This is a genomic window from Maribacter sp. Asnod2-G09, assembly GCF_045063795.1.
Lineage (GTDB): Bacteria > Bacteroidota > Bacteroidia > Flavobacteriales > Flavobacteriaceae > Maribacter.
On the sequence record NZ_JBEFOA010000002.1, the window covers coordinates 548,557 to 573,201 of the forward strand.

A 24,645-nucleotide genomic window follows, 5' to 3' on the forward strand; every position below is an offset into this window, starting at 1 on the left:
CCTAATAGCTTTTAATAGTATTGATACGAGTAGAATGGTTTTAGGGTGGTTTATAATTAGTGCTGTAGCGTAAGTAACTAAAATAGTTAGTGAAGATTAAAGTGTTTTTTATAAGTTCTTTGTTGGTATTGCCATTAAGAAGAGAAGGCTAATGTTTCTATAACGGGTTGGTATAGTTTTAATGTAAAACCTCGTGGGTTCGCCACGAGGTTGTTTATATAAAATGTGTAATGGTTGTATTAATTACAATGTTTGAGTTGATTTTTATACCACCTCAAAAAGTCCTGCAGCACCCATTCCACCACCAACACACATGGTTGAAACTACATATTTGGCACCGCGTCTTTTTCCTTCAATCAAAGCATGGGCAACCATTCTAGAACCAGACATACCGTAAGGGTGCCCAATAGAAATAGCACCACCATTTACATTCATTAATTCATTCGGTATACCTAATTTTTCTTGGCAGTACAGCACCTGAACCGCAAAAGCTTCGTTAAGTTCCCATAGTCCGATATCACTCATTTTTAAGCCATGAGCCTTTAATAATTTCGGAATAGCATGAACAGGTCCGATTCCCATTTCATCTGGCTCGCAACCGGCAACGGCAATGCCGCGATAAATACCTAATGGAGAAACACCTCGTTGTTCTGTCAATTTAGAATCCATTAAAACACATGCAGAGGCACCATCAGACATTTGGCTGGCATTACCGGCAGTAATGGTACCGCCTTCATTTACCAAACGTAAACCTGCCAAACCTTCAGCAGTTGTTTCGGGTCTATTACCTTCATCTTTATTTAAATAAGCTGGGTGAAACCTCATTTCTTTAGTTTCTTTATCTATTATTGCTTTGATCGTTTCAATTGGTATGATCTCATCATCAAATTTTCCTGCCTCTTGAGCTGCTGCAGTTCGCATTTGAGATTGAAGTGCGTATACATCTTGTGCTTCGCGACTTATGTTATAGCGTTTTGCAACCACTTCAGCAGTTTGTAGCATTGGCATATAAACATCTTTATGAATAGCTTTTAATTTTTTGTCTACCATATGAAATGTATTCATATGTTCGTTTTGAACCATAGAAATAGATTCCACTCCGCCGCCTATGGCAACACTCATGCCGTCATGCAAAATTTGTTTAGCAGCTGTCGCAATCGCCATCATACCAGAAGAACATTGGCGATCAATGGTCATACCAGAAACAGTTACAGGCAAACCACCGGCAAGTGCTGCCATTCTACCTATATTCATACCAGATGTACCTTGTGGTAAAGCACAACCCATAATAACATCATCTATTTCTGCCGGATCTACACCGGCACGTTTCACAGCTTCATGAATCGCCCAACCGGCCATTGTAGGCGTTTGGGTGGCATTCATAGCCCCTTTATATGCTCGCCCCATAGGCGTTCTAGCCGTTGATACAATTACTGCGTCTTTCATTTTTAATATTTTATAAGTTAGTTTTTAAGATGTTTGGTTATAGATTTTTAAGTCTACATCTATAATTGGCATAAACTGGTGTAGTAGTTTGTTACTACTAGTATGAGTCATTAATACAATAAAAGTCACCTAATTTTTTAAAATCAGGTATTGTTTATTATCAACAATGGTAGAAAAAGCTTTGTAATTAATCAATATTTTAACAAAATTTCAGCGATTTAATATAATAGTTTAATGAAAATCGCTTTTTCCGTAATTATCTTGGTTGTTTAGAGTTAAGGGTTTTAAAATTTTTAAACAAGATTTTATATATGTTATCATTTATTTGAAGCGTATAATTTTCTGTTTTCTTATGAGTAAAACCATCTGTTTTTTATGCGAAATTTGAAGCGTTTTTTATTAAGTTTTTTTTAGAAGTGAATCGCTGTAATCCTACACTTTTAGTTTTTTTATACTTAAATTGTTCCACTTACAACTAGTTATTAAACATGCAGACAATTAAAGAATTAATAGAGTTGATAACTCTAAAAAAAATAGATGATACTACCTTTGAAGGGCAAAACTATCAAGCACCCTGGGGAAGGGTTTTTGGAGGGCAAGTGCTAGCACAAGCTCTGTATGCAGCCTATCAAACTGTTCCAGAAGATCGTATTGCACATTCATTGCACGGTTATTTTATTTTAGGCGGAGATTTAAGGTATCCTATTGTTTATGAGGTAGATACCATTAGAAATGGAGGTAGTTTTACCACAAGAAGAGTAGTGGCGAAACAAAATGGAACAGCGATTTTTAATATGGCAGCATCTTTTCAGGTAGAGTCTGATGGAGTTAATCATCAGTTTCCAATGCCTAATTTAATTCCGCCAGAGAAATTGACTACGAGTCTTGAGCAAGTAGAAGAAATAAAAGATTTATACCCAGGCGCTTATAAAAGGCTGAAGGCTATACAACCAAAAGTATTTGATTTTAAACCGGTAGAAAAATTTACAACTCAATTGGTAGAGAATGGTTCTCCTTTTTTTAATACCTGGCTTCGAACCTCAGATACGGCTGAAATTAGTTTGCCAATGCAGCAACAATTATTGGCTTATGCTTCTGATTACAATTTGCTAACAACCGCCACTCTACCACATCGGGAAGAACTGAATAAAGGTGAAACGTTTTATGCTAGTTTAGACCATGCCATTTGGTTTCATAGAGAATTTGATATTACAAAATGGTTGTTGTATAGTATGGATAGTCCGAGTGCATCTAATTCTCGCGGATTTGCAAGAGGTAGTGTATATGACAGAAAAGGAGTTTTGGTAGCTTCGGTTGCGCAAGAAGGATTAATGAGGCAAAGTATATAATTACGATTTACTCTTATTCAATTAGGGGTTGTTCAAACAAGTTTTGAATAATCAATAAAATTATGATTTTTATGATACTCGTGATTACTATCGCTTTATTTATTCAGAACCTCTTAGTACGTTAACAATTCTGATATAATTGAAGCTGTTTTTAGAATGGAAACGCAAAAAAAGAGAGAAAAACAAACCTTGTTTTTCTCTCTTTTTTAAAATAGATAATCTATATTATATAGATTGACTAATATTTCGTCTTGTCATGCTTAGAAGCCCAGTTATTGAATACTTCAACAGCTTCTTCTTGTAGCATTTGTTTAAAGTGAATTTGTCTGTCTTGCATTTCAACTTCTAGCTCATCATATATAAACTGGTCATCAAAATCTATAGCTTTTGCATCAGCTTTATCACAACCATAATATACTGCCTTTGGTCTAGCCCAGTAAATAGCACCAAAGCACATAGGGCAGGGTTCGCATGAAGTATAGATGATACAATCGGTAAGCTGAAAATCATTCAGTTTTTTACAGGCATCTCTAATAACTACCATTTCTGCATGTGCTGTAGGGTCGTTTGTTGAGGTAACTTTATTATGGCCTTCGGCAATTATTTCTCCATCTTTTACGACTACGGCACCAAAAGGTCCTCCAGCATTTGAGTTCATTCCTTTTGCAGCCATTTCAATAGCTCTTCTCATAAAAAACGCGTGATCTTTCATCATATTTATAAAATTCTAATGGTATGTATTCATTATTTGGGGGTGCAAATTACGTCTTTTATATAGAATTCTAAGATCATGTTTTTTTGAAATAAAATGATATTTTTAGATAATTGTTAAAAAAATTATGAAAGATTTTGATTTTAATCCGACTTAATCAAGAACCAACCAATTGTAAAAAAAAATAGAAGAACTGTTTAGCAAAGCATTTTTTGCATTTATAACTACTAAAATCTACTCAACTGTCGTCTAAAGTAACTCTGTTAGTTTTATAGTTTTTGCATACTGTTGATAATCAGTAATATTGATTTTTATTAAAAATAGATATTGAAAGCAATTACGAAATATTGGTTCTTAGAAGGATTTAGCCTTTTTCAAAAATTAGGGATGCCTTCTATGATGAAACTCTGTGATCTTCTAGAGATGGATCATATAGACAAAGGCAGTATCATTGAAATAGGGGCAAGAGATAAAAAATGTATTTTCTTTTTAAAAAATGGATCTGTTAAAATCATGGACTCTGAAAATGACATTGTAAAATACGTCGTTAAAAAGGGGAATATTTTTGGTGAACTATCTATTTATGATAAGGATAAATCGTCTAAAGAAGTAGCCTTTGCTCTAGAAGACGTGGTAATCTGTTATATCGAATCTGACATGATGGAAGGTTTAATGGAAGAATATAAGTCTTTAAAAAATGGTCTGTTAAAAATATATGGTCTTCGTATCAGAAAATTAGAAACAAGACTGCAAGACCTATTATACAAGGACAGTAAAACGAGAATTACTGAATTTATTAAAGCTTATATAGAAGAGTTTGGTGAAATAGAAAATGATAGGGTAGTGGCAAAAAACTTACTCTCTCATAAAGACATTGCCAACTTGACCAATACCTCTAGGCAAACTGTAAATAATATATTGAGTATAATGCGAAAAGATAATGTCATTGACTATGATTCAAAATTTATATCGTATTCAAAAAAATAGATATAATTATTTAAACATAAGTGCAAAGAAACCAACTACAATGAAAAAGTTCTCCTATTTACTTCTAACATTCTCATTAGTATTAATAACAAGTAACGTTTTTTCTCAAGAAATAGAACGGTCTATTTTTGTTACTGCTAATACCTATGATACTACAGATACCCAGGTTCTTTCTGAGATTTCAAAAGAATCGCAATTAGTTAAGAAACCTACAGTATTAATAATAGGAAACGCTGCACCTAAGACTGAAATTGAAAAGTCATTATATAAGCAGTTATCAATCATGTCTAACCTGGGTAATGATGTCATTTTTATATCTGGTAATAAAGAATGGTCAAAAGGTCATAAAGGTGTTTCTGATATTGAAAATTATATACAGAAAAATAGTAAAGCCAAGTTCTTTCCTGATGATGCAGAACCTATAAAAACTAATGATCTAGGGGATAACGCCGTATTGATAACGGTAGATTCTCAATGGTTTTTAGAAAATTGGGACCATCATATTTATATCAATGAAGATTCTGAGATTCAAAATAGAAACTTGTTCTTTTTAGAATTTGAAAATCGAATTAAAAAAGCACAAGGTAAAATTGTATTTGTTGCATTATATCACCCCATAAAAACAAACAGTAGGCAAGGCTTTTTTAGTAGTATCGGTGGCTTCTCAACTCAAGAATTTCAAAATAAGCAGTACCGAACGCTTAGAAATAGGTTGAAAACAATGGCTATAGGGGCAGATAACGTTATCTTCTTGTCGGGTCAAGGTAAAAATTTGCAATATATTAATGGTAGTGTTCCTCAAATTATAAGTGGTGCTGCTGGGAAATTAGAAGCTGTTAAACATGGTGAACCAGATGATTTTTCTATAGCCAAAAAAGGTTATGTTCGCCTAGATATTACAACAGGCGGTAGTGTAAAGGCAAATTACTATGCTTTAGAAAATGGTTCTTTTAATGAAGTTTTTAAGACTACTGTACTAAAAAGCGAAACTGATGATTTACAAGTATACAACTTCGATAAAAATCTCGGAGCTAAAAAATCAGCGGCTATTTATACGAAAGAAGCTGCAACAAAAAGCGGATTCTATAAAGCGCTTTGGGGTGATCATTACCGAGAATTCTATGGTAAAGAAGTTAACGCACCAGTAGTTTTCTTAGATACTTTAATGGGAGGTTTGACCCCGTTAAAGCGAGGAGGAGGACAACAATCAAAATCACTTAGATTAGAAAATAATAAAGGTAAGCAGTATGTTATGCGTGCTTTGAAAAAGAGTACCATAAAGTTTCTACAAGCGAATGCTTTTCAAGAGACTTATATTGGCGATGTTTTAGATGGTACAACCGTAGATAAATTTCTAGCCGATTTTTATACGACTTCAAACCCATATACTCCTTTTGCTATTGGTAACCTTTCTAAGGCAGTTGGTGTCAATCATACCAATCCTATTTTATACTACATTCCTAAACAAGAAACATTAGGGGTTTATAATGATGAGTTTGGTGATGAATTGTACATGATTGAAGAGCATGTAGGCGATACTCAAGTAGAAGCTGAAAGTTTTGGAAAGCCGTTAAAAATATTAAGTACTGCAGATGTTTTACAAGAAATAAACAGATCGGGTAAATCGGTAGTAGATGAGTCTTCTTATATAAGAGCAAGAATATTCGATATGCTTTTGGGAGATTGGGACCGACATGAAGACCAATGGCGTTGGGCACTTTATAAGAATGAAGACGGAACGGAGTATTGTAGTCCAATACCAAGAGACCGTGACCAAGCATTTTCAAAGTACGACGGTACTTTAATCAGTTTTCTGACAAGAGTAATACCAGGGCTACGTAAAATGCAAACTTATGATGAAGACCTTAGAAGTGTAAAATGGTTTGCATCATCTCCTTATCATTTAGATTTAACTTTTATTCATGCTTCTGGTTGGGAAGAGTGGGAAAAGCAAAGCAATCATATTCAAAGCCAGTTATCAGATGCTGATATTGAAAATGCTTTTGAGGCAATTCCTGATGAGATAAAAGGACCGATCATAGATGATATTAAACAGAAATTAAAAGGTAGAAGAGATAATCTTAAAAAAATAACAAAAGCATATTATCTTTATTTGAACAAGTTTCAAGTTGTTACAGGAACACAGAAAGCAGATGATTTTACCATAACTAGATTAGCAGATGGTAAGACTACGGTAAAAATAGACCGTAAAGATTTAGGTCTTTTAAATCATACATTTTCGAATGACATTACCAAAGAAATTTGGCTATTTGGCTTGGATGGAAAAGATACGTTCACGGTAGAAGGTGAGGGAGACCATCCTATAAAAATAAAAATAGTAGGTGGAAAGAAAAATGATACATACGACTTTAAAAACACACGAAAGGTAAAACTTTATGATTACAAGGATAAGGAGAATACCATTGTAAATAAAAGATCTAAAAAATGGTTGGTAAATGATTATGAATTAAATAATTACGATCATAAAAAAGTAAAATATAATTTTAATCAGTTGTTACCTATAATAGCATTCAACCCAGATGATGGAGTGAAATTAGGAGTGATAAGCAATCATACTTCATATAGTTTACAACGTAATCCATTTACATATAAGCATAGTATTAATGCTGCATATTATACCAGTACATCAGGTTTTGATTTGTCGTATAAAGGGGAGTTTTCGAATATTTTTCATAACTGGAATTTTGGTTTAGAAGGTTTGTATACGAGTCCAAGTTTTTCAGAAAATTTCTTTGGCTATGGTAATGAAACAATTTATGACGCTGATGAGGTCGATTTAGATTTTAATAGAATTAGAATTAGTAAATTTAAAGCAGCAGTGTCATTGCAATGGGAAGGTATTAACGGAGGTTCTTTCTATTTTAAACCTTTAATAGAATCTTTTGAGGTTGATAATACAGCCGATCGTTTTGTAGCACAACTACCACAGACGAATACAATTTTTGATAGGCAAACCTATGCAGGTGTAGAAACTGCTTATAACTTCAAAAATAAAAATAGTGCCGCTTTTCCTACCTTAGGGCTAGATGCAGGGCTGACCATAGGTTATAAAACGAATATAGATAATACCGAAGCAGATAATAATTTTGCGTACATACAACCACAACTGGTCATAGACCACAAGTTAACTAAAAGCGGTAGTATCGTTTTTGCAACCAAGATTGCAGGTGAAGCATTGATCGGTGATAATTTTGAATTTTACCATGCAGCAACTATTGGCGGTATCAATAGCTTAAGAGGATTTAGGAACGAAAGATTTACTGGAAAACAATCGTTTTATCAGAATACAGATCTAAGGTTTCCATTAGGAGGGTTAAGAACTAGCCTTGTGCCTTTTAGATTCGGACTTACCGGTAGTTTCGATTATGGTAGGGTTTGGGTTGAAGATGACACTTCAAATAAATGGCATAATTCAGTAGGTGCATCGGCTTGGCTTATAGGAGCTGAAGCTTTTACGGCTAACATAGGATATTTTAATAGTTTAGATGGTGGGCGTGTTGTCTTCGCACTAGGCTTTTCTTTTTAATTAAAAAATTACTACCAATGAAAAAACCAATTGCAATTGTCCAAGTAGACACTTTAGAAAATAAAAAACCAGAACACGCATTAGTCAATGGTTTGGATTTAGTAATCGTAAAATTTGATGATGATATTTCTGTACTCTACGGTCGTTGTTTGCATCGAGGAGCATTAATGTCAGACGGTCATGTAGATGGTCATAACCTTATTTGTGGTGTTCACGGTTGGGATTATAGAGTAGATACTGGAGTTTCAGAATATAATAACGCAGAGGTTTTACACAAGTTTACTACTAAAATAGAAGGCGGAAGTCTTTATGTTGATGAAGCGGAGATTGATGCCTATTTAGTAGATAGTCCGCAGCCTTTTAATAGAGATGCTTATTTGGGTGCCTACGCAGATACCCACCCTGAAGAGACAGAACCTTACACGGGTTATATAAAAGAATTGGCAACAAACGGATTAAAAAATCTAGGTCACCATGGTGCTTCGGCTTCTATGGGCGTAGATAGAAATACCTTGCCTAAGTGGAGTGATATTCAGTTTTTACCTGCTCAATTGGCAAGCAGACCTTTGCTAGATGAGGATGCTGTGGCAACAAAAGTGGTCATTGGTCCTAAAGCAAAAAAGCCTTTGCATTTAGAAATTCCGTTGTTTGTGAGTGATATGAGTTTTGGTGCTTTGTCACGCGAAGCTAAAATAGCCTTGTCTAAAGGAGCAGAATTGGCTGGTACGGGTATTTGCTCAGGAGAAGGCGGTATGTTACCTCAGGAACAAGAAAATAATAGCAAGTATTTTTATGAATTGGCTTCGGCAAAATTCGGCTTTACTTGGGATAAGTTAGATAATATACAGGCATTTCATTTTAAAGGCGGACAAGGAGCCAAAACAGGAACTGGGGGACATTTACCAGGTGTTAAGGTGAGTAAAGAAATTGCTGAGGTTAGAGGATTAAAAGAAGGCGAGACGGCAATTTCGCCAGCTACTTTTCCAGATTTTCATGGTGTGGATGATTTTAAGTCTTTCGCTGCTCAAGTAAGAGAACGCACAGGCGGTATTCCGGTAGGGTTTAAAATTGCTGCAAGTCACATAGAAAAAGATATTCAGTTTGCATTAGATGTGGGTGTAGATTATATCATTTTAGATGGTAGAGGTGGGGGAACAGGTTCCGCACCAACCATATTAAGAGATAATATCAATGTACCTACAATTCCTGCTTTGGCAAGAGCAAGAAAATATTTAGATAAAGTAGGTGCTACAGATGTAACCTTGGTTATTACCGGAGGTTTACGAGTTGCCGAAGATTTTGGTAAAGCCCTTATGTTAGGTGCAGATGCTATTGCCGTATCTAATTCGGCTTTACAGGCAATTGGTTGTTTGGGAATGCGTGCTTGTGGTAGTAATAACTGCCCTGTGGGTATTGCAACGCAAAAAGAATCATTGCGTAGTAGGTTGATTATTGATTCTTCTGCAAAACAATTACATAACTATTTTGATGCCACAAATAACCTTATTAAGGTTATTGCGAGAGCTTGTGGTCATGATGATATCTCAAAATTCAATTTTGATGACCTATCTACTTTTAATCATGACATGCATCGTTTAACAGGAATTAATTACGGCGGTGTTAACGCTTAATAACAATATAAAGATGGATAAAATGATGCATTTAGCGGCACAGTATTTAGCTGCTGCAGGAATAAGTTTTGTAGAGAAGAAAGCAGATGATAGTCATACCAATCTTGGCTGGTCAACTGATAAGCAACGTTTAGAAACACACCCATTATCAAAAGAAGGAGACGTTCTTGCTTTAAACTATAATAACTTTTCTTTAGAATGGAATTCCCCTAAGAACAATGCTTCTTTTACTTTAGATGGTAAAACCCATCAGCAGGTATTGGAGTGGTTAACGAATTCTGCAAATACATTTTTGGGTAAGACATATACCTATGATTTTCATTACGACCTACCGTATTCAATTTATGATTCTTTCACCTTTAAGCTAGATGTAGCAAAGTTAAAAGAGCTAGCAGATTTGAGAACTTTAACGCAGTCAGGTCTAGAAAAGACACTTGAGATAAATGGTTTGGAATCGGACATTCGTATTTGGCCTCATCATTTTGATTCAGGTGCTTATGTTATTATTTCTGATGATTTGTCTATTGGCTTTGGTTTAGCTGTACCTGATACCATGATCAATGAACACTATTTTTATATCAGCGGATACAAAGGGCATAACGGTTTAGATACATCTAAGTTTGTTGCTCTTTCATTAGGTGAGTGGAAAAACGACGGATTTAAAGGAGCGGTTTTACCTGCTACAAAAATTAAAGAAGAACAAGCGGTACAGTTTTTCACGGAAGCTATCAATACCTATAAAAAGTAAATATGCAAGTGACCAGTCTTTCATTAGAAGCCTTTAAAGAAATGGATTATTGGGCGGTTGAAAAATACAATCTGTCCATTGAATTGATGATGGAAAATGCGGGGCTTCAACTAGCAAGATTAATCGCCAAAAAGGCAACTGCGACCTCTGTTATCACTATTGGCGTTGGTAATGGAAACAATGGTGGTGGCGGTTTAGTAGCTGCTCGAAGACTTGCTGCTTGGGGGTTTAACGTGAATTTGGACTTGGTAGTTCCTATTACCAAAGACCTACCAAAAGCACAGTTAGAAAGAGCGTTGTTATTTGGAGCTAAAGAAGGTATTCCAGAAACAACGGATATTTGGGTAGATGCCTATTTAGGATTCTCTCAAAGATTACCGTTGTCAGATGCATTTGTAAAAAGTATTGCATTAGCAAACGCATCAACGGCATTTAGAATATCATTGGACATTCCCGTTGGTATTTCTAAAGATGGTGAATTATCAGGGTTTAAAGCGAACCAGGTAATGACCTTGGCAGCTCCTAAAATTCTTTTAGAAAAATTACCAAACGGAGTAGAAGTATTTATGGCTGATTTGGGAATTCCAAAATCGGTTTATGAGCATTTCAATATTCAAATGCCTGATTTTAAAAAATACCAATTGATAAAAATTAAATAACCAGAAAAAAACCGACCCATGGAAAAGAAAGTAGTGTGGCATAAAGTGTTAGATAATAAAAAGAGATTGGCAGAAGGTCGTGTAATGACCGTTACTGCTGCTCATAAAGGTATTTGTTTAACACATTTTAAAGGCAAATTTTCTGCTCTAGATAATAAGTGTCCGCACCAAGGTGGACCTTTAGGGGAAGGTTCTATTGAAAACGGATTGTTACGCTGCCCGTGGCACGGTTGGGATTTTGACCCTTGTACCGGTGTGCCGCCAGGTGGTTTTGATGATGGAATAGAAACTTTTCCAACAAAGGAAGAAGGCGATGAAATTTTTGTGGGTATTGAAGAGGAAGAGAAGCACGCAGAAACTATTTCTGATGTGATGATAGAAACCATGATAAATTGGGGTGTTGATACTGGTTTTGGTATGGTTGGTCACTCAAACCTAGGGGTTGCCGATGCCATGATGCGTCAAGAAGAAAAAGGAAATTTTAGATTTTTTGGAATACGTCATGAAGGCGCTGCAGCATTTGCGGCATCTGCTTATGGTAAACTAATGGGGAAACCCGCAGTTTGCTTTGGTATTGCAGGTCCGGGTTCTACCAATATGTTTACCGGTATGTGGGATGCTAAAGTAGACCGTTCACCAATGCTGGCTATTTCTGGTCAGGTAAATACACAAGTACTAGGAACAGGTGCTTTTCAAGAGGTAGATTTGGTAGGTGCTTTCCAAACCGTAGCCAATTTTAACCATAGTGTGCAACAAAACTCTAAGCATAGCGAGTTAATGAGCTTGGCGATTAAAAGCGCATTAATAAATAGAGATGTATCTCATATTACTTTCCCAGATGAGGTTGCCTTTATGCCAAAGCCAGATAACGAAAAGGCACAGACTCCAGAAGATAGAATTACACCTTTTAATATTTCACCACCAAGACAAATGGTAGCGAAAGCAGTAGGTATGATTACAGATTCAGAAAGACCTGCAATAATCGTAGGGCATGGCGCTCGTTTTCAAATGGATGCTATAATCGCATTTGCAGAAAAATTAAACTGTCCGGTAATCACCACCTTTAAAGGAAAAGGACAAATTTCCGATCATCATGAATTAGGTTGTGGAGTACTTGGTAGAAGCGGAACGCCCATAGCTTCTTGGTTTATGAACGAGAGTGATTTATTGATTGTTTTTGGAGCATCGTTTTCTAATCATACAGGTATTACGCCTAAAAAACCTATTATACAGGTAGATTATGACCCAGCAGCTTTAAGTAAATTTCATAAAGTTGATGCTGCCCTATGGGGAGAGATTTCTGAAACCTTGACCATTATAGAAGAACAAACCGAAGGAAAAATAAATACGGTAGATAGACGTCCAGAAATTGCTGAACGATGGGAGATATGGCAAGAAGAAAAAGCAAGTAGGCTGCAAGATGAAGGTACGGTTGGTCTAAGTTCAATTGCAGTATTTGATGCAATGAACAAAGTAGTGCCAGACAATGCGGTTATTGCTGTAGATGTTGGTAACAACACCTATTCTTTTGGTCGTTATTTTGAGCCGAAAAATCAATCTGTATTAATGTCCGGTTATTTAGGTTCTATTGGTTTTGCATTGCCTGCAGCAATGGGCGCTTGGGCTGCTCAAGGCAACGAGAGACCTATTTGGTCGGTCTCAGGTGATGGTGGCTTTGGTCAGTATTTAGGTGAGATGATGACTTTGGTGAAATACAATATGAACATTAAGCATGTGCTTTTAAACAACTCGGAAATCGGTAAAATTTCAAAGGAGCAAAAAGCGGCTGAATTGGATGTTTGGAAAACTTCTTTACACAATGCTAATTTTTCAAAATATGCTGAGAATTGTGGGGCACTTGGTATTCGAGTTACCAAAATAGAAGAATTAATACCTGCTTTAGAAAAATTAAAAGCACATGATGGTCCGGCATTACTGGAAATAATCACTGATGCTAGTTTGATTTAAATAAGAAAACATGTTTCAATCATTTAGTATCATATTCTTAATTGCCGCCTTTTTTAGTTACGTTAACTATAAGTGGTTAAAGTTACCATCAACCATAGGGTTAATGATTTTAGCTTTGTCAACGGTCGTTTTAATTACATTGACTCAAAATATATTTCCTGCATTTTATCTTTACTTCTGCGATGTGGTTATCAATACAGATTTTAGAAGTCTATTAATGGACGGTATGTTGAGTTTCTTGCTTTTTGCGGGATCTTTACATGTTAACATAGATGACCTAAAAAAAGAGCGGAAATCCATACTATTGTTTGCAACGTTCGGGGTGCTTATTTCTACTACAATAGTTGGTTTTTTAACCTATTATCTTGCTCAATCTTTAAGTATAGAATTACCTCTTATACATGCTTTGCTTTTTGGAGCATTAATTTCGCCAACAGACCCCATAGCGGTAATGTCAATTTTGAAAAAGGCAAATATTCAGAAAAGTTTGGGAGTAAAAATTGAAGGCGAATCATTGTTTAATGATGGTATTGGTGTTGTAGTATTTTCTGGTTTGTTGATTGTAGCACGCTTAGATGAAAATAGCAATGAATCCGTAAGTAGTGCAATTGGCGAGCTATTTTTAATGGAAGCCGTTGGTGGAATTGTCTACGGTTTGATTTTAGGTTATATAGGATATAGAGTTATTAAATCTATTAATGAAAATCCGCAATTGGCAGTTTTAATAAGTTTAGCCATTGTCATAGGCGGTTATGCAATAGCCTCAATACTTCATGTATCTGGACCTTTGGCTATGGTGGTTTCGGGTATGGTCATTGGTAATAAAATTAATATAGCATCAAATAAAGGAATGACCCGCAAAATGCTGAATAATATTTGGGAAGTTCTAGATGAAGTGTTTAATGCTATTCTATTCGTTCTAATAGGGTTGTCGATACACCTCCTTAAATTTGATTCTTTATACCTTACTTTAGGTGTCTTGTCTGTATTCGTGGTGCTTTTAGCTCGTTTTATATCGGTATTATTACCGTATAGTTTACTGAAACATGAAGAAAGTAAACCTATAAAAACAGTGGCTATTTTAACTTGGGGAGGCTTACGCGGTGGTATATCCATAGCATTGGCACTTAGTTTGTCAGAAGACTTTTCTGCAGAAATAATATTATATATAACCTATGTTGTGGTACTGGTGTCGGTACTTGTACAAGGGTTGAGCGTCGGTAAAGTAGCAAAGAAAATATATAGCTAGTAAAATTATTTAATGATGGAAGAATCAGAAAAAGTAATAAAAAAGCAGGAAAAAGCGATTGATAAGCAATTGATTGTTGAGTTGGGTATTGATAAAGAGAAACTAAAAGAACTGAAGAAGAAACTAGCAAAAGTTGAACCTCGTTCAGAACGTGGTGCAGAAACTTTGTTTCGTTTGGTCTCTAAAAATCAGTATACTTTGAACGCGATGATCGATAGAAAATCGAATATTCTTATTTCCATCAACGCACTTATTCTATCTATAATTCTGGGAACCGTATTAAGTCAGTTAGATAAGGATCCACATCTTATATATCCGGCAATTATAATGTTGGGAACTAATCTCATATCCATAGCATATGCAGTATTTGCCACTAGACCAGAACTTACGCATGGAGATAGAAGCACCAATAACCTTTTGTTCTATGGTAATTTTAATACTATGAATGAAGAAGAGTACACAGAAGAACTTACAGGTCTAATGTACAAAGGAGACGAACTTTATAAGACCATTGCAAGAGATACGTTTCACTTAGGGAAGACAATTGATAGAAAGTTTAAACTACTTAGAACTTCTTTTCATGTTTTCTTAATAGGTATTATTTTGGCAGTGGTAGGATTTATAGCTTGCCATGTCATGTTTGCTATGTAATCTTAATTTAATGGACCAGCGTTCGTTTTAATTCTAAAACAACGCTCTTCCCCTAAGAAAAGCGGATTTCCATGTTTCTCGGACCAAAATCCGTCTAAAATATCTTTGCTGATACATTTATAAACAGCTACACCTTTATAAATATTATGGTCTTCTCCATTGTATCTAAAGTTTATAACTAGAATATTGTTTTTAAAAAATCCAGTACCTGTCTGCTGTTGATTAGTACCAATAGTCCATATGGCATCTATTCTGCTATTTGAATCCAAAGACAAAATCAGTTTTCCTTTGTAACTATTAGATTCTTCATCTTGGTTGCTGCCAATAATGCTGTACTCACCAACTAAATCTTCAATATTCATGTAATGCGCTATTATGGCGAAAATATCAAAAAATTAATGGATATTTTCTCTGATTATGTTTAAAAAGGGATGATCTGTTTTTTATAGATTTAAAAATTAATTTAAACAAATAAGTTTCTTTAGAAATTTTAAAAATCCATAAATTTAGAAAAACTTCAAAATGCTATTAACTATAAAAGATGCAACGTTCACTGGTGATATTCTAAATCAGATAGAGATTGCTGTCAAAAATGAACGAACTACTGTTAAAGAATTGATTTCTGCACGAGTAGAATTTGAGGTGAATACGTACAACGAGAAGCTACCCGAATATTTTAAGGGGTTAATTCAGCCTAGTGAGGCAGAAAAAACATTAAATGGTTTTAAATTGAAAAACAGAGGAAAGCAAATAGATGTTGAAAAACAGATTTTGGTTGCTTTAGATGCCTTTCAAAAGAACGGGTATTTTATACTTATAGATAATAAACAGGCAGAAGATTTGGAGCAAGAAGTGCTGGTTTCTAAAACTACTGAAATAGCCTTTGTAAAACTTACACAACTAGTTGGGGGATAATCAATGAAAAATATCATTAAAAAATTATTCGGTTCAGATAATCAAATAGAGAGTAAAAGAGAAATAAGTGCTGAAGTACAGCAGTTTGGTAAAGATTTTTTTAGCGAAGCTCTAGAATATAGAGATGGTTATTCGATAAAATTAACAGATATACCAAAGTATTCAGTCCTTAAGAAAAAGCCAGTTTCTTTTAGGAAAGAATTTGTTTTTGAATTAATCTATCTTAAAAACGGTCAATCTAAAACCAATTGGGGAGAAGATGGATACTTTTTAAGAGACACTGCTAAAAATGTACTGAGTTTATTGGTTAGAGCTTCAGATATGCATTTAGATGATGATGATATTTCAGATATTGTAATGGGCTTTGTTTTTGGTGATAGTGGAAGTCTAAATAGTTGGAATTGGCCTGTAGTACCGCTAATGGGGAAAATAGAAAAGGAAGTAAAGAAAACCGGACTTTCACCAGAGTTAAGCGACACATTAAGTGTTTTGCATAAGGCTATAACTAAAAGTAATTATTTATCTGCAGATGAAATACGTCTAGGTAATAGAGTTGCAAATATTGGTAAACAAACCTCGGAATTTGAGATTAACCGTACCGACGCTGTAGGTAATAGTATTTATGATTCGCTAAAAACTTTGAAGGATAGTGATCAAGAGGTTTATAAAGAATTATTGGTACACTTCTCTAAAGGTGGTGGTAAAAGCGCACCGGCAAATTCTTGGCTAAAAACATCTCACGAATTAATTACCAAAATAGGAGTCGGTAAGATAAAACCAGCTTTTATTACATGGATTGAAGTTACCATGGATATTTTTCGAGAGATTCATAAAAATCAAGAATATGAATTCGATTTTATAGCAGATAAGAACATACAAATATTAAGGTCTGCTGTTTGGTCTTGCGCTACCATAAATGACGATGAATTAAACCAAATAATAGAAGTTTTAGGTTTATTAAGTTTTAAGAAATTAAGGGATGTAGGGGCTTTAAGTGCAAAATTAGGAAATGGGTGTATTTATACTTTTTCTAAGCTTCCGTATCAAGATGGTATTTCTAGGCTGACCAAATTTAGAATGAAAATTAAATACCCTTCGGTTCAATCAATAATTACAAAAGCAATTGAACGTGTAGCAAAAGCTGAAGGTAAAACTATGTATGAAATCGAAGAATTAGCTGTTCAAGATTTTGGTTTAAATTCCAATTTTCAGCTTATTCAAAAATTTGGAGAATATGAAGCTGCAGGTACTATTGAAAGTAGTTCTAGTTTTAATTTGATTTGGGAAAATAACAACGGAAAAAAGATTAAGTCGATACCTAAATATGTAAAAGACAATTTTGCTGTAGAGTTAAAAGAATACAAGAAAAAAGTAAAAGATATTCAGTCGAATTTGACGGCTCAAAAAAGTAGGATAGAAAAGATATTTTTAGCGAAGCGTGAATGGGACTTCGAGCAATGGAAAAAGCTGTATTTAGATAATAATCTATTACGATTTTTCGGAACTAAATTAATTTGGAGTTTTACGATTGGTGATAAAACCACAAGTGTTATTTATAAAAATAACGAGTTTATTGATGTCAACGAAGTCATTTTAAAAAACTATACCAATGCCAAAATTAAATTATGGCACCCAGTCAATGCAAGTGTTAGTGAAGTACAGTCTTGGCGAAGATGGTTAGAAAAAAATGAAATAAAACAACCCTTCAAGCAGGCTCATAGAGAGTTATATATGGTAACAGATGCAGAAGTGAATACAAATACGTATTCTAATAGGTTTGCAGCGCATGTAATACGACAACATATTTTTATTGCGCTTTGTAGAGAACGTGGTTGGGCGTATACGCTTCAAGGTCAATGGGACTCTCATAACACTCCGGTTTTAAAAATTACTGCATGGAAGTACCGTGTAGAATTTTGGGTAGAAGGTATACAAGATTCCGCCAATGATTCTGGTATTTTCAACTATTTACAGACAGATCAAGTTCGTTTCTATGACGAGGAAAGTCAAGTAGAAATGGATAAAGTTCCGCCTATTGTTTTTTCGGAGGCAATGAGAGATGTAGATCTTTTTGTGGGTGTTACCAGTATTGGTGCAGACCCTAATTGGCGAGATGGGGGAGAAGAAAGGTACCATGGCTATTGGGCAGATTTTTCATTCGGTAATCTTGCGGTAAGTGGTCAAGAACGAAAAGAGCTTCTTGAAAATTTAATTCCGAAATTAAAGATTGCAAATCAATGTTCTTTTGAAGGTAATTTTTTAGTAGTCAAAGGCGATATAAGAATTTACAAAATACATTTAGGTAGTGGCAATATATTAATGAAACCAAATGATCAATATTTGTGTATTGTAGCAGATCGGTCTAAACGTGCAAATGAGGTGTTTCTGCCATTTGAGGGGGATTCTACATTATCTGTAATTTTAAGTAAGGCTTTAATGTTAGCAGACGATACTAAGATTAAAGATAGAACGATTATCAGCCAAATTAAAAGCTAGTACTGAATAAAATTTCTAGTTGCGTATTAAATGATTAAAAGTGAGAATGAATATGAAGAAAGCGATTTTAATTTGCCTAGTGATAATAGGTTTTGCGACTAAAGGTCATACACAAGAAGAACAGTACGGTGATAATCAACCATATTCTTCCTATTGGTTTGTAGAAGAACTATTGCAATGGTCGTCAGAAAGTGACAAAGACGCTAAATTCAATATTAGTCAGGTGGCATTGGCAAGTCGTTTTTTAAATGATTCAACAGACTTAAATGATGACGCGCAGAAAATACCTGGTATTATAGCATTGATGGCGCCACATACTACAAACTTTCATCCGTCTCAAGGGTTTTCTAGTGTTAAACAATATGCTTTCCCATTTTGGCAATACATAGATTACTTTGTGCAATGGGGTGGTTCAGCAAATGAGGGAATCATTGTGCCACCAACAGCTTTCTGGACAGATGCCGCGCATAAGAATGGAGTAAAGAGTATTGGTACCGTATTTTTTCCGCCTAATGTATATGGTGGCAAAGAAGAATGGGTGTACGAATTTTTGGTACAGAACGAAGATGGTAGCTTTCCAGTAGCAGATAAACTCATAGAAGTTGCCGATAGGTATAATTTTGATGGATGGTTCATAAATCAAGAAACGTATGACTTGGTAGGTGAAATGGGTCAGATGATGCAGCAATTCATATCCTATTACAGAGCACAATCAAATTTAAAATTGGTGTGGTATGATGCTATGATTGATGATTCTAGGGTAATATGGCAAGATGAGCTGAACAACCATAATGCGATGTATTTTCAAAAAGAGGATAAATATATGTCTGATGTTTTCTTTATCAACTTCAGGTATAATGAAGTTAATTTAGAAGATAGTAAAAAGGCAGCTCATGAGTTGGGCAGAAGTGAGTGGGAATTATATGCAGGTATCGACGTACAATCTAAAAGTTTTAAAACTCCTGTAAAATGGGATGTGTTATATAAAGATGGAAAACCAAACAATACATCTATAGGCTTGTATTGGTCAAATTCGACGTTCGATATATCAGAAACGAAATCTCCTGAAGATGTGTATAGCAACGAACAAAAGTTTTGGAATGGAGGTCCGTCATTTGAAACACGGTTTGGATCTAGCACTTGGCAAGGCTTTGCAGATTATTTTGAACCACGCAGTGTTATCAAAGAATTACCTTTTAAAACTAACTTTAATTACGGCTTGGGTCATTTTTATAATGAAAAGGGCAAGACTGTTTCTAAAAAAGAATGGCATAATCTGAGTATTCAAGATGTGTTACCTACTTGGCAATTTAAGGTCGACAGCACTAAAGTAAATGCTACAATCAGTTTTGATGAAAGCTTTGAAGGAGGCAGTAGTTTATCGTTTGAAGGATATGCAGATGCAGAAATTCCGATATACAAAACAAAACTAAGTTTAGATAAGTCCTTAAGTCTTCAGGTAGTAACGAAGTCGGTTGGTAATATAACTATGCAAATTTTTTGTCAACTATCAAACGGAGAGACTTTGACTTACCCTTTAAAGAAATCTAGTTCGTGGTTTACAGACACCATTTCTATTCCTAAACGAAAAAATATATTGATATCTAAAATAGGATTGATAACGAAAGGAAAAGGTACCGCATATCTTGGTGAGTTATTTATCTATAATAAAAAGGAAACAAAACCCGCTACTTCATCTTTTTCTTTAGAGACCTTTACTAAAGAGAAGACTTGCGAATTATACATTCATTTCAATGAAAAACCAGTAGGTGTATATCATCATATTTATTATTTAAATGCTAAAAGTGAAAAGGTTTGGCTAGGCAAAACCCCTTCACAAGATTTTTATATTTCGAACATTCTTACAAAAAACAGCATAATTAATCTAGAGGTGCAATCAGAAAGTTTTGGGGGTACAAAGGGTAGAATCATCCAGAAAAAGGCGTATTTGTCACAGTAGCTAAAGTTGTTCTTTAAGTAAAAAATATAATGCTTAGGTTGATGTCATTTTAGCTATATAATTGATAAAAAACTACTTAGCGATACGCAAATTTAATTCGAAAAAATACCTCAAGGTTAATAGTATATTATTTTTAAAATTTACCTATGAGAAATTTCATAAAAATTATTTTACAAAAGTTTTAGCTGAAGTTTTTCTTTAACCTTATCTCATTTTTGTGTTCATATAATTTATTGTAAGTATTTGTTTATCAAATTATTACAATGATATTTTGATAATGTTCTTAACAAGATATTTTGTTCTAAAATTGAAATTGTTGATAACCCTGTTAAAAGCTTAAAGAGGTTTATGTGAAAATAAGGTGATTAATTTTCGACCTTTACATCTCTCTTATTAACTACATCATTAACTTTATATTAACATGAAAATCACAGAAGTCATAAAAAGGGATTTTTCGACAAAACCTTTTCATTTACACAAAATAACAAATGCCATTTTAAAGGCTATGACAGCTGTTGAACATGGTGGACCCACTGAAGCCGAAATAATCTCTAATAATGTTCATTCAGCACTTTTAGAAAGAAAGAAAGCTGATGACAATTATATTCCTACCGTAGAGGAGGTACAAGATTTCGTTGAAAATAAATTAATGGAAGGTGGTTACTTCGATGTAGCTAAGGGATACATTCTTTATAGAAATGAACAAGCACAAAGAAGAAAGTCTAATGTCTTCGAAAAACGTGTAAACCTTAAGCCATATGAATACCCTGCATTGTATGATTATGTATCTGCAATAAGACATTCATATTGGATCCATACAGAATTCAACTTTACAAGTGATATTCAAGATTTTAAAACAGGGTTAAATGATATTGAGAGAAACGCGATAAAGAACACCATGTTGGCAATTTCTCAAATAGAGGTTGCGGTAAAGAGTTTTTGGGGAGATATCTACCATAAAATGCCTAAACCAGAAATTGGTTCTGTAGGGGCTACTTTTGCAGAGAGTGAAGTAAGACATCATGATGCTTATTCGCATTTATTAGAAATATTAGGTTTAAACGAAGAGTTTAAAAACTTGAAGAAGAAACCTGTGATAATGAAAAGAGTTCATTATTTAGAGACAGCTCTAAAGAATTCTAAGAGTGAGGATAACCAAGAATATGCAGAGTCGGTTTTATTGTTCTCTCTATTTATAGAGCACGTGTCTTTATTTTCTCAGTTCTTGATTATCATGGCTTTTAATAAGCATAAGAATATGTTTAAAGGTATTTCAAATGTTGTGGAGGCTACTTCAAAAGAAGAGCAGATTCATGGCGATTTTGGTATCGATATCATAAACATTATTAAAGACGAAAACCCTACATGGTTCAATAAAGAATTTCATGGTACTGTACAAGAAATGTGTAAAGAGGCATTCTTATCAGAAAGTGATATAATAGATTGGATTTTTGAAGCGGGTGAAATTGATTTCTTACCTAAAAAACTAGTAAAAGAATTCATTAAAAAGAGATTTAACGATTCTATCGAAAGTATTGGAATCGAAAAGATATTTGACGTAGACGAAGAATTACTATCAGAAACAGAATGGTTCGATGATGAAATTATCGGTACCAAACATGGCGATTTCTTCGTGAAACGCTCTATCAACTATAGCAAAAGAACACAAAGTATAACCAGTGACGACTTATTTTAAATGAACGATTCAAAAATTAATTTAGAGACTAGCATTCAAGAAGAAGTAAAGTTGAATGGTTCAGATGAACTTGTACAAGCTAGAAAAGAAGCCCTTGATAGCTTAAAGAAAGACAAAGAAGAAGGTTTTAAGTGGTTAAATGAAGATAGCCGTAACTTTTTAGGTTCTGGCTATTTAACTCCGGGAGTATCAGCAGAAACACGTATTCGTGAAATTGCAGATAGAGCTGAGAAAATATTGGGCATGCCTGGTTTTTCAGACAAGTTCTACGGTTACATGAGTGAAGGTTTTTACTCATTGGCATCGCCAGTTTGGTCTAATTTCGGAAAAGAAAGAGGATTGCCAATTAGTTGTTTTGGATCTAACATATCTGATGACATGGGTAACATTTTGTATACCCAGTCAGAAGTAGGTATGATGTCTAAATTAGGTGGTGGTACATCTGGTTACTTTGGTAACATTAGACATAGAGGAGCGGACGTTAAGAATAATGGTAAAGCTTCAGGAGCCGTACATATTATGCAACTTTTCGAATCTATGGTAGATGTAGTAAGCCAAGGTTCTGTTCGTCGTGGTCGTTTTTCTCCGTATTTACCTGTTGAGCATGCAGATATTAAAGAATTCTTAGAAATAGGTACCGAAGGTAACCCTATTCAAGAATTAACTCATGGTGTTACCGTTACCAACGAGTGGATGCAAGAAATGGTAGATGGCGATAATGAAAAGCGTTCTATCTGGGCAAAAGTATTACAGAGAAGAGGTGAAATGGGGTACCCATATATCTTCTTTAAAGATAATGCGAACAACGGTGCTTCTGATGTGTATAAAGAAAAAGGACACAAAATTCATGCAAGTAACCTTTGTACAGAAATCATGTTACCATCAAGTGACGAATGGTCGTTTGTATGTGTATTATCTTCTGTAAACGTGCTTCATTATGATAAATGGAAAGATACAGATGCAGTAGAAACTATGGTATTCTTTTTAGATGCTGTTATTACTGAGTTCTGTGAGAAATTAGAAGTATACCGTGATTCAGAAAGTCGTGAAGATCGTCAAACGTTCATGTTTATGGAGCGTGCTTATAACTTCGCAAAAGACAACCGTGCTTTAGGCTTAGGTGTTTTAGGATGGCATTCATTACTACAATCTAAAATGTTACCTTTTAACAGTCAAGAAGCATACAACTTGAATAGTGAAATATTCAAAACAATAAAAGAAAAGTCATACAGTGCTTCAGAAGAGTTAGCCAATAAATTTGGTGAGCCTGCAGTATTGAAAGGTTATGGTAGAAGAAATGCAACGTTGAATGCAATTGCACCAACAACATCTTCTGCGTTTATCTTAGGTCAAGTATCTCAAGGTATTGAGCCAATATGGTCTAATACGTATGTAAAAGATATCGCTAAGGTGAAAACTACAATTAGAAATCCTTTCTTAGTTGAGCTTTTAGAGGAAAAAGGAATGAATACAACAGCAGTATGGCATAGCATTCGTGATTTTGACGGATCTGTACAGCATTTAGATTTCCTTTCAGACTTAGAGAAAGACGTATTTAAAACATATTCTGAAATTGACCAGATGGATATTATCTATCAGGCAGCGAACAGACAAAATCATATTGACCAAGGTCAGTCGGTAAATATTATTGTTCACCCAGATATGCCAGTTAAAGAAATCAATAAGATTCACGTAACTGCATGGAAATTAGGTTTGAAGTCATTATACTACCAACATAGTATGAATGCTGCACAAAAATTCAAGCAAAAGAAAGATTGTGCTAGTTGTGAGGCTTAAGCCTTTAATGAACTAGAATAGTTATTAAGTTTTAAATCTGGTGTTTTAGCAAGCAAGTAATGTTTGTTTAAAGCACCAGATTTTTTTTGTGTAATGTGGTTTACTGTACGAACATGTAGAAACATGTAGATATAAAGAAATGATACCCACAGATAGTTAAATTGAATAATTAAGACAAGACAACTACTACCAATAAACTGCTAAGTGAGCTTTAAAAAAACTTTAAGAACGGTCTCTATTTCTAGATTTACGTTTACTTTTTATAAAATCAAGTAGTTTGCCAGAAAGGAAAGTGATTATTAAGCTTTTAATAGTCCCTTTTTGACTAAAAGTAGCTTCTAATCCCTGTCTTAGTTGATGTGGTACTAAATCTGTTTTAGCGCTATTAAATTGTAGTTTTATGCTTTCTTGGGCGATGAGACGTTGAAGATTAAGAACTTTCAAGCGCTCATCTATTTCTTCAAAAGAATGGTATTGCTTGCTCATAATCAGTCAAAATAATATTTAGATAATTTTTTAAGTACAGGTTTGTTTAGTTGCTCTCTAAATATATAGAGCATAACTGCTATCAGAATATAAAACCCGGCTACGATAATAAAACCAATGAAGTAACTATTCATTAGTTCAGACAACCATAAACAGGCTGCGAATGACAGAAATAATAATGCAAACAGACTACTGATACCTATTAAAAAAAGCTTTAATATGCCGGTAGCATTTTTTGATAAGACTTTGAAAATTTTAAGTCTATAGTATTCGTCACTATGTTCTAAATATGACCCCATTTCGGTTTTTAGCCCCATGAGGTCATTTTTTAATTCTTCAAAAGCCATA

General features: G+C 34.5%; 19 protein-coding genes. 14 read left to right on the top strand and 5 right to left on the bottom strand.

The genetic code is table 11. The features are described from left to right. Positions 1 to 264: 264 nt before the first annotated feature. Positions 265 to 1,446 (bottom strand): acetyl-CoA C-acyltransferase, encoded by a 1,182-nt coding sequence (locus ACJJVT_RS02430; RefSeq protein ID WP_405396163.1) that lies wholly within the window; start codon positions 1,444 to 1,446, stop codon positions 265 to 267. Positions 1,447 to 1,934: 488 nt separating this feature from the next. Between ACJJVT_RS02430 and ACJJVT_RS02435 the strand changes: the two genes are divergently transcribed. Beyond that, on the top strand, positions 1,935 to 2,795 hold the full coding sequence (locus tag ACJJVT_RS02435) for an acyl-CoA thioesterase (protein ID WP_405396165.1): 861 nt from the start codon (positions 1,935 to 1,937) through the stop codon (positions 2,793 to 2,795). Between the two features lie 238 nt (positions 2,796 to 3,033). On the opposite strand, the gene ACJJVT_RS02440 is transcribed toward ACJJVT_RS02435, so the two are convergent. Then, the gene (locus ACJJVT_RS02440; RefSeq protein ID WP_405396641.1) at positions 3,034 to 3,507 is read right to left on the bottom strand and encodes a nucleoside deaminase; all 474 of its coding nucleotides are present in this window, start codon (positions 3,505 to 3,507) and stop codon (positions 3,034 to 3,036) included. Between the two features lie 327 nt (positions 3,508 to 3,834). On the opposite strand from ACJJVT_RS02440, the gene ACJJVT_RS02445 reads away from it, so the two are divergent. From ACJJVT_RS02445 to ACJJVT_RS02480, 8 genes are read left to right on the top strand one after another with little or no spacing between them, the layout of a single operon-like run. Continuing rightward, entirely contained in the window at positions 3,835 to 4,494 is a 660-nt protein-coding gene (locus ACJJVT_RS02445; protein ID WP_405396166.1) for a Crp/Fnr family transcriptional regulator, read from the top strand. Between the two features lie 40 nt (positions 4,495 to 4,534). Continuing rightward, positions 4,535 to 8,041: a metallophosphatase gene (locus tag ACJJVT_RS02450; RefSeq protein ID WP_405396167.1), complete on the top strand. Its 3,507-nt coding sequence runs from the start codon at positions 4,535 to 4,537 to the stop codon at positions 8,039 to 8,041. A gap of 17 nt (positions 8,042 to 8,058) precedes the next feature. Then, a complete protein-coding gene (locus ACJJVT_RS02455) occupies positions 8,059 to 9,672 on the top strand; it encodes a glutamate synthase-related protein (RefSeq protein WP_405396168.1) in 1,614 nt (537 codons plus the stop codon). A gap of 22 nt (positions 9,673 to 9,694) precedes the next feature. Then, positions 9,695 to 10,420, top strand: coding sequence for a hypothetical protein (locus ACJJVT_RS02460; RefSeq protein ID WP_405396169.1), 726 nt, complete (start codon positions 9,695 to 9,697; stop codon positions 10,418 to 10,420). A 2-nt stretch (positions 10,421 to 10,422) separates the two neighbouring features. Then, complete coding sequence (locus tag ACJJVT_RS02465) at positions 10,423 to 11,079, top strand: NAD(P)H-hydrate epimerase (RefSeq protein WP_405396170.1); 657 nt, start codon at positions 10,423 to 10,425, stop codon at positions 11,077 to 11,079. An 18-nt stretch (positions 11,080 to 11,097) separates the two neighbouring features. Beyond that, positions 11,098 to 13,047, top strand: coding sequence for a thiamine pyrophosphate-dependent enzyme (locus ACJJVT_RS02470; protein WP_405396173.1), 1,950 nt, complete (start codon positions 11,098 to 11,100; stop codon positions 13,045 to 13,047). Between the two features lie 10 nt (positions 13,048 to 13,057). After that, entirely contained in the window at positions 13,058 to 14,296 is a 1,239-nt protein-coding gene (locus ACJJVT_RS02475; protein ID WP_405396174.1) for a cation:proton antiporter, read from the top strand. 15 nt (positions 14,297 to 14,311) lie between these two features. Next, positions 14,312 to 14,947: a Pycsar system effector family protein gene (locus ACJJVT_RS02480; protein WP_405396175.1), complete on the top strand. Its 636-nt coding sequence runs from the start codon at positions 14,312 to 14,314 to the stop codon at positions 14,945 to 14,947. Between the two features lie 2 nt (positions 14,948 to 14,949). Here the strand turns inward: ACJJVT_RS02480 and ACJJVT_RS02485 are convergent, their stop codons facing one another. Next, entirely contained in the window at positions 14,950 to 15,309 is a 360-nt protein-coding gene (locus tag ACJJVT_RS02485) for a hypothetical protein (protein ID WP_405396176.1), read from the bottom strand. A 160-nt stretch (positions 15,310 to 15,469) separates the two neighbouring features. Here ACJJVT_RS02485 and ACJJVT_RS02490 point away from each other — a divergent pair, with 160 nt between their 5' ends. The 5 genes from ACJJVT_RS02490 to ACJJVT_RS02510 all read left to right on the top strand — a co-directional run bounded on the left by ACJJVT_RS02490 (position 15,470) and on the right by ACJJVT_RS02510 (position 23,811). Further along, complete coding sequence (locus ACJJVT_RS02490) at positions 15,470 to 15,862, top strand: hypothetical protein (protein ID WP_405396177.1); 393 nt, start codon at positions 15,470 to 15,472, stop codon at positions 15,860 to 15,862. A 3-nt stretch (positions 15,863 to 15,865) separates the two neighbouring features. Continuing rightward, positions 15,866 to 18,358 carry a DUF4132 domain-containing protein gene (locus tag ACJJVT_RS02495; RefSeq protein ID WP_405396178.1) on the top strand — a complete coding sequence of 831 codons (2,493 nt, stop codon included), beginning with the start codon at positions 15,866 to 15,868 and terminating at the stop codon, positions 18,356 to 18,358. Positions 18,359 to 18,410: 52 nt separating this feature from the next. Beyond that, on the top strand, positions 18,411 to 20,318 hold the full coding sequence (locus ACJJVT_RS02500; RefSeq protein WP_405396180.1) for an endo-beta-N-acetylglucosaminidase: 1,908 nt from the start codon (positions 18,411 to 18,413) through the stop codon (positions 20,316 to 20,318). Positions 20,319 to 20,739: 421 nt separating this feature from the next. Continuing rightward, entirely contained in the window at positions 20,740 to 22,014 is a 1,275-nt protein-coding gene (locus ACJJVT_RS02505) for a ribonucleotide-diphosphate reductase subunit beta (protein WP_405396181.1), read from the top strand. After that, a complete protein-coding gene (locus tag ACJJVT_RS02510; RefSeq protein WP_405396182.1) occupies positions 22,015 to 23,811 on the top strand; it encodes a ribonucleoside-diphosphate reductase subunit alpha in 1,797 nt (598 codons plus the stop codon). Positions 23,812 to 24,033: 222 nt separating this feature from the next. On the opposite strand, the gene ACJJVT_RS02515 is transcribed toward ACJJVT_RS02510, so the two are convergent. Together ACJJVT_RS02515 and ACJJVT_RS02520 are read right to left on the bottom strand one after the other, a co-directional pair. Further along, complete coding sequence (locus ACJJVT_RS02515; protein WP_405396183.1) at positions 24,034 to 24,297, bottom strand: hypothetical protein; 264 nt, start codon at positions 24,295 to 24,297, stop codon at positions 24,034 to 24,036. A 2-nt stretch (positions 24,298 to 24,299) separates the two neighbouring features. Beyond that, positions 24,300 to 24,644, bottom strand: a complete 345-nt coding sequence (locus ACJJVT_RS02520) for a phage holin family protein (protein ID WP_303600015.1) — start codon at positions 24,642 to 24,644, stop codon at positions 24,300 to 24,302. Position 24,645: the final 1 nt, after the last annotated feature.

Excerpts from the sequence above, each read along its gene's own strand:
- ACJJVT_RS02500 (WP_405396180.1), top strand. The coding sequence starts at position 18,411 with ATGAAGAAAGCGATTTTAATTTGCCTAGTGATAATAGGTTTTGCGACT.
- ACJJVT_RS02440 (WP_405396641.1), bottom strand. The coding sequence starts at position 3,507 with ATGAAAGATCACGCGTTTTTTATGAGAAGAGCTATTGAAATGGCTGCA.
- ACJJVT_RS02480 (WP_405396175.1), top strand. The coding sequence starts at position 14,312 with ATGGAAGAATCAGAAAAAGTAATAAAAAAGCAGGAAAAAGCGATTGAT.
- ACJJVT_RS02520 (WP_303600015.1), bottom strand. The coding sequence starts at position 24,644 with ATGGCTTTTGAAGAATTAAAAAATGACCTCATGGGGCTAAAAACCGAA.
- ACJJVT_RS02435 (WP_405396165.1), top strand. The coding sequence starts at position 1,935 with ATGCAGACAATTAAAGAATTAATAGAGTTGATAACTCTAAAAAAAATA.
- ACJJVT_RS02465 (WP_405396170.1), top strand. The coding sequence starts at position 10,423 with ATGCAAGTGACCAGTCTTTCATTAGAAGCCTTTAAAGAAATGGATTAT.
- ACJJVT_RS02505 (WP_405396181.1), top strand. The coding sequence starts at position 20,740 with ATGAAAATCACAGAAGTCATAAAAAGGGATTTTTCGACAAAACCTTTT.
- ACJJVT_RS02455 (WP_405396168.1), top strand. The coding sequence starts at position 8,059 with ATGAAAAAACCAATTGCAATTGTCCAAGTAGACACTTTAGAAAATAAA.
- ACJJVT_RS02495 (WP_405396178.1), top strand. The coding sequence starts at position 15,866 with ATGAAAAATATCATTAAAAAATTATTCGGTTCAGATAATCAAATAGAG.
- ACJJVT_RS02490 (WP_405396177.1), top strand. The coding sequence starts at position 15,470 with ATGCTATTAACTATAAAAGATGCAACGTTCACTGGTGATATTCTAAAT.
- ACJJVT_RS02510 (WP_405396182.1), top strand. The coding sequence starts at position 22,015 with ATGAACGATTCAAAAATTAATTTAGAGACTAGCATTCAAGAAGAAGTA.
- ACJJVT_RS02485 (WP_405396176.1), bottom strand. The coding sequence starts at position 15,309 with ATGAATATTGAAGATTTAGTTGGTGAGTACAGCATTATTGGCAGCAAC.
- ACJJVT_RS02515 (WP_405396183.1), bottom strand. The coding sequence starts at position 24,297 with ATGAGCAAGCAATACCATTCTTTTGAAGAAATAGATGAGCGCTTGAAA.
- ACJJVT_RS02430 (WP_405396163.1), bottom strand. The coding sequence starts at position 1,446 with ATGAAAGACGCAGTAATTGTATCAACGGCTAGAACGCCTATGGGGCGA.
- ACJJVT_RS02475 (WP_405396174.1), top strand. The coding sequence starts at position 13,058 with ATGTTTCAATCATTTAGTATCATATTCTTAATTGCCGCCTTTTTTAGT.
- ACJJVT_RS02450 (WP_405396167.1), top strand. The coding sequence starts at position 4,535 with ATGAAAAAGTTCTCCTATTTACTTCTAACATTCTCATTAGTATTAATA.
- ACJJVT_RS02460 (WP_405396169.1), top strand. The coding sequence starts at position 9,695 with ATGATGCATTTAGCGGCACAGTATTTAGCTGCTGCAGGAATAAGTTTT.
- ACJJVT_RS02470 (WP_405396173.1), top strand. The coding sequence starts at position 11,098 with ATGGAAAAGAAAGTAGTGTGGCATAAAGTGTTAGATAATAAAAAGAGA.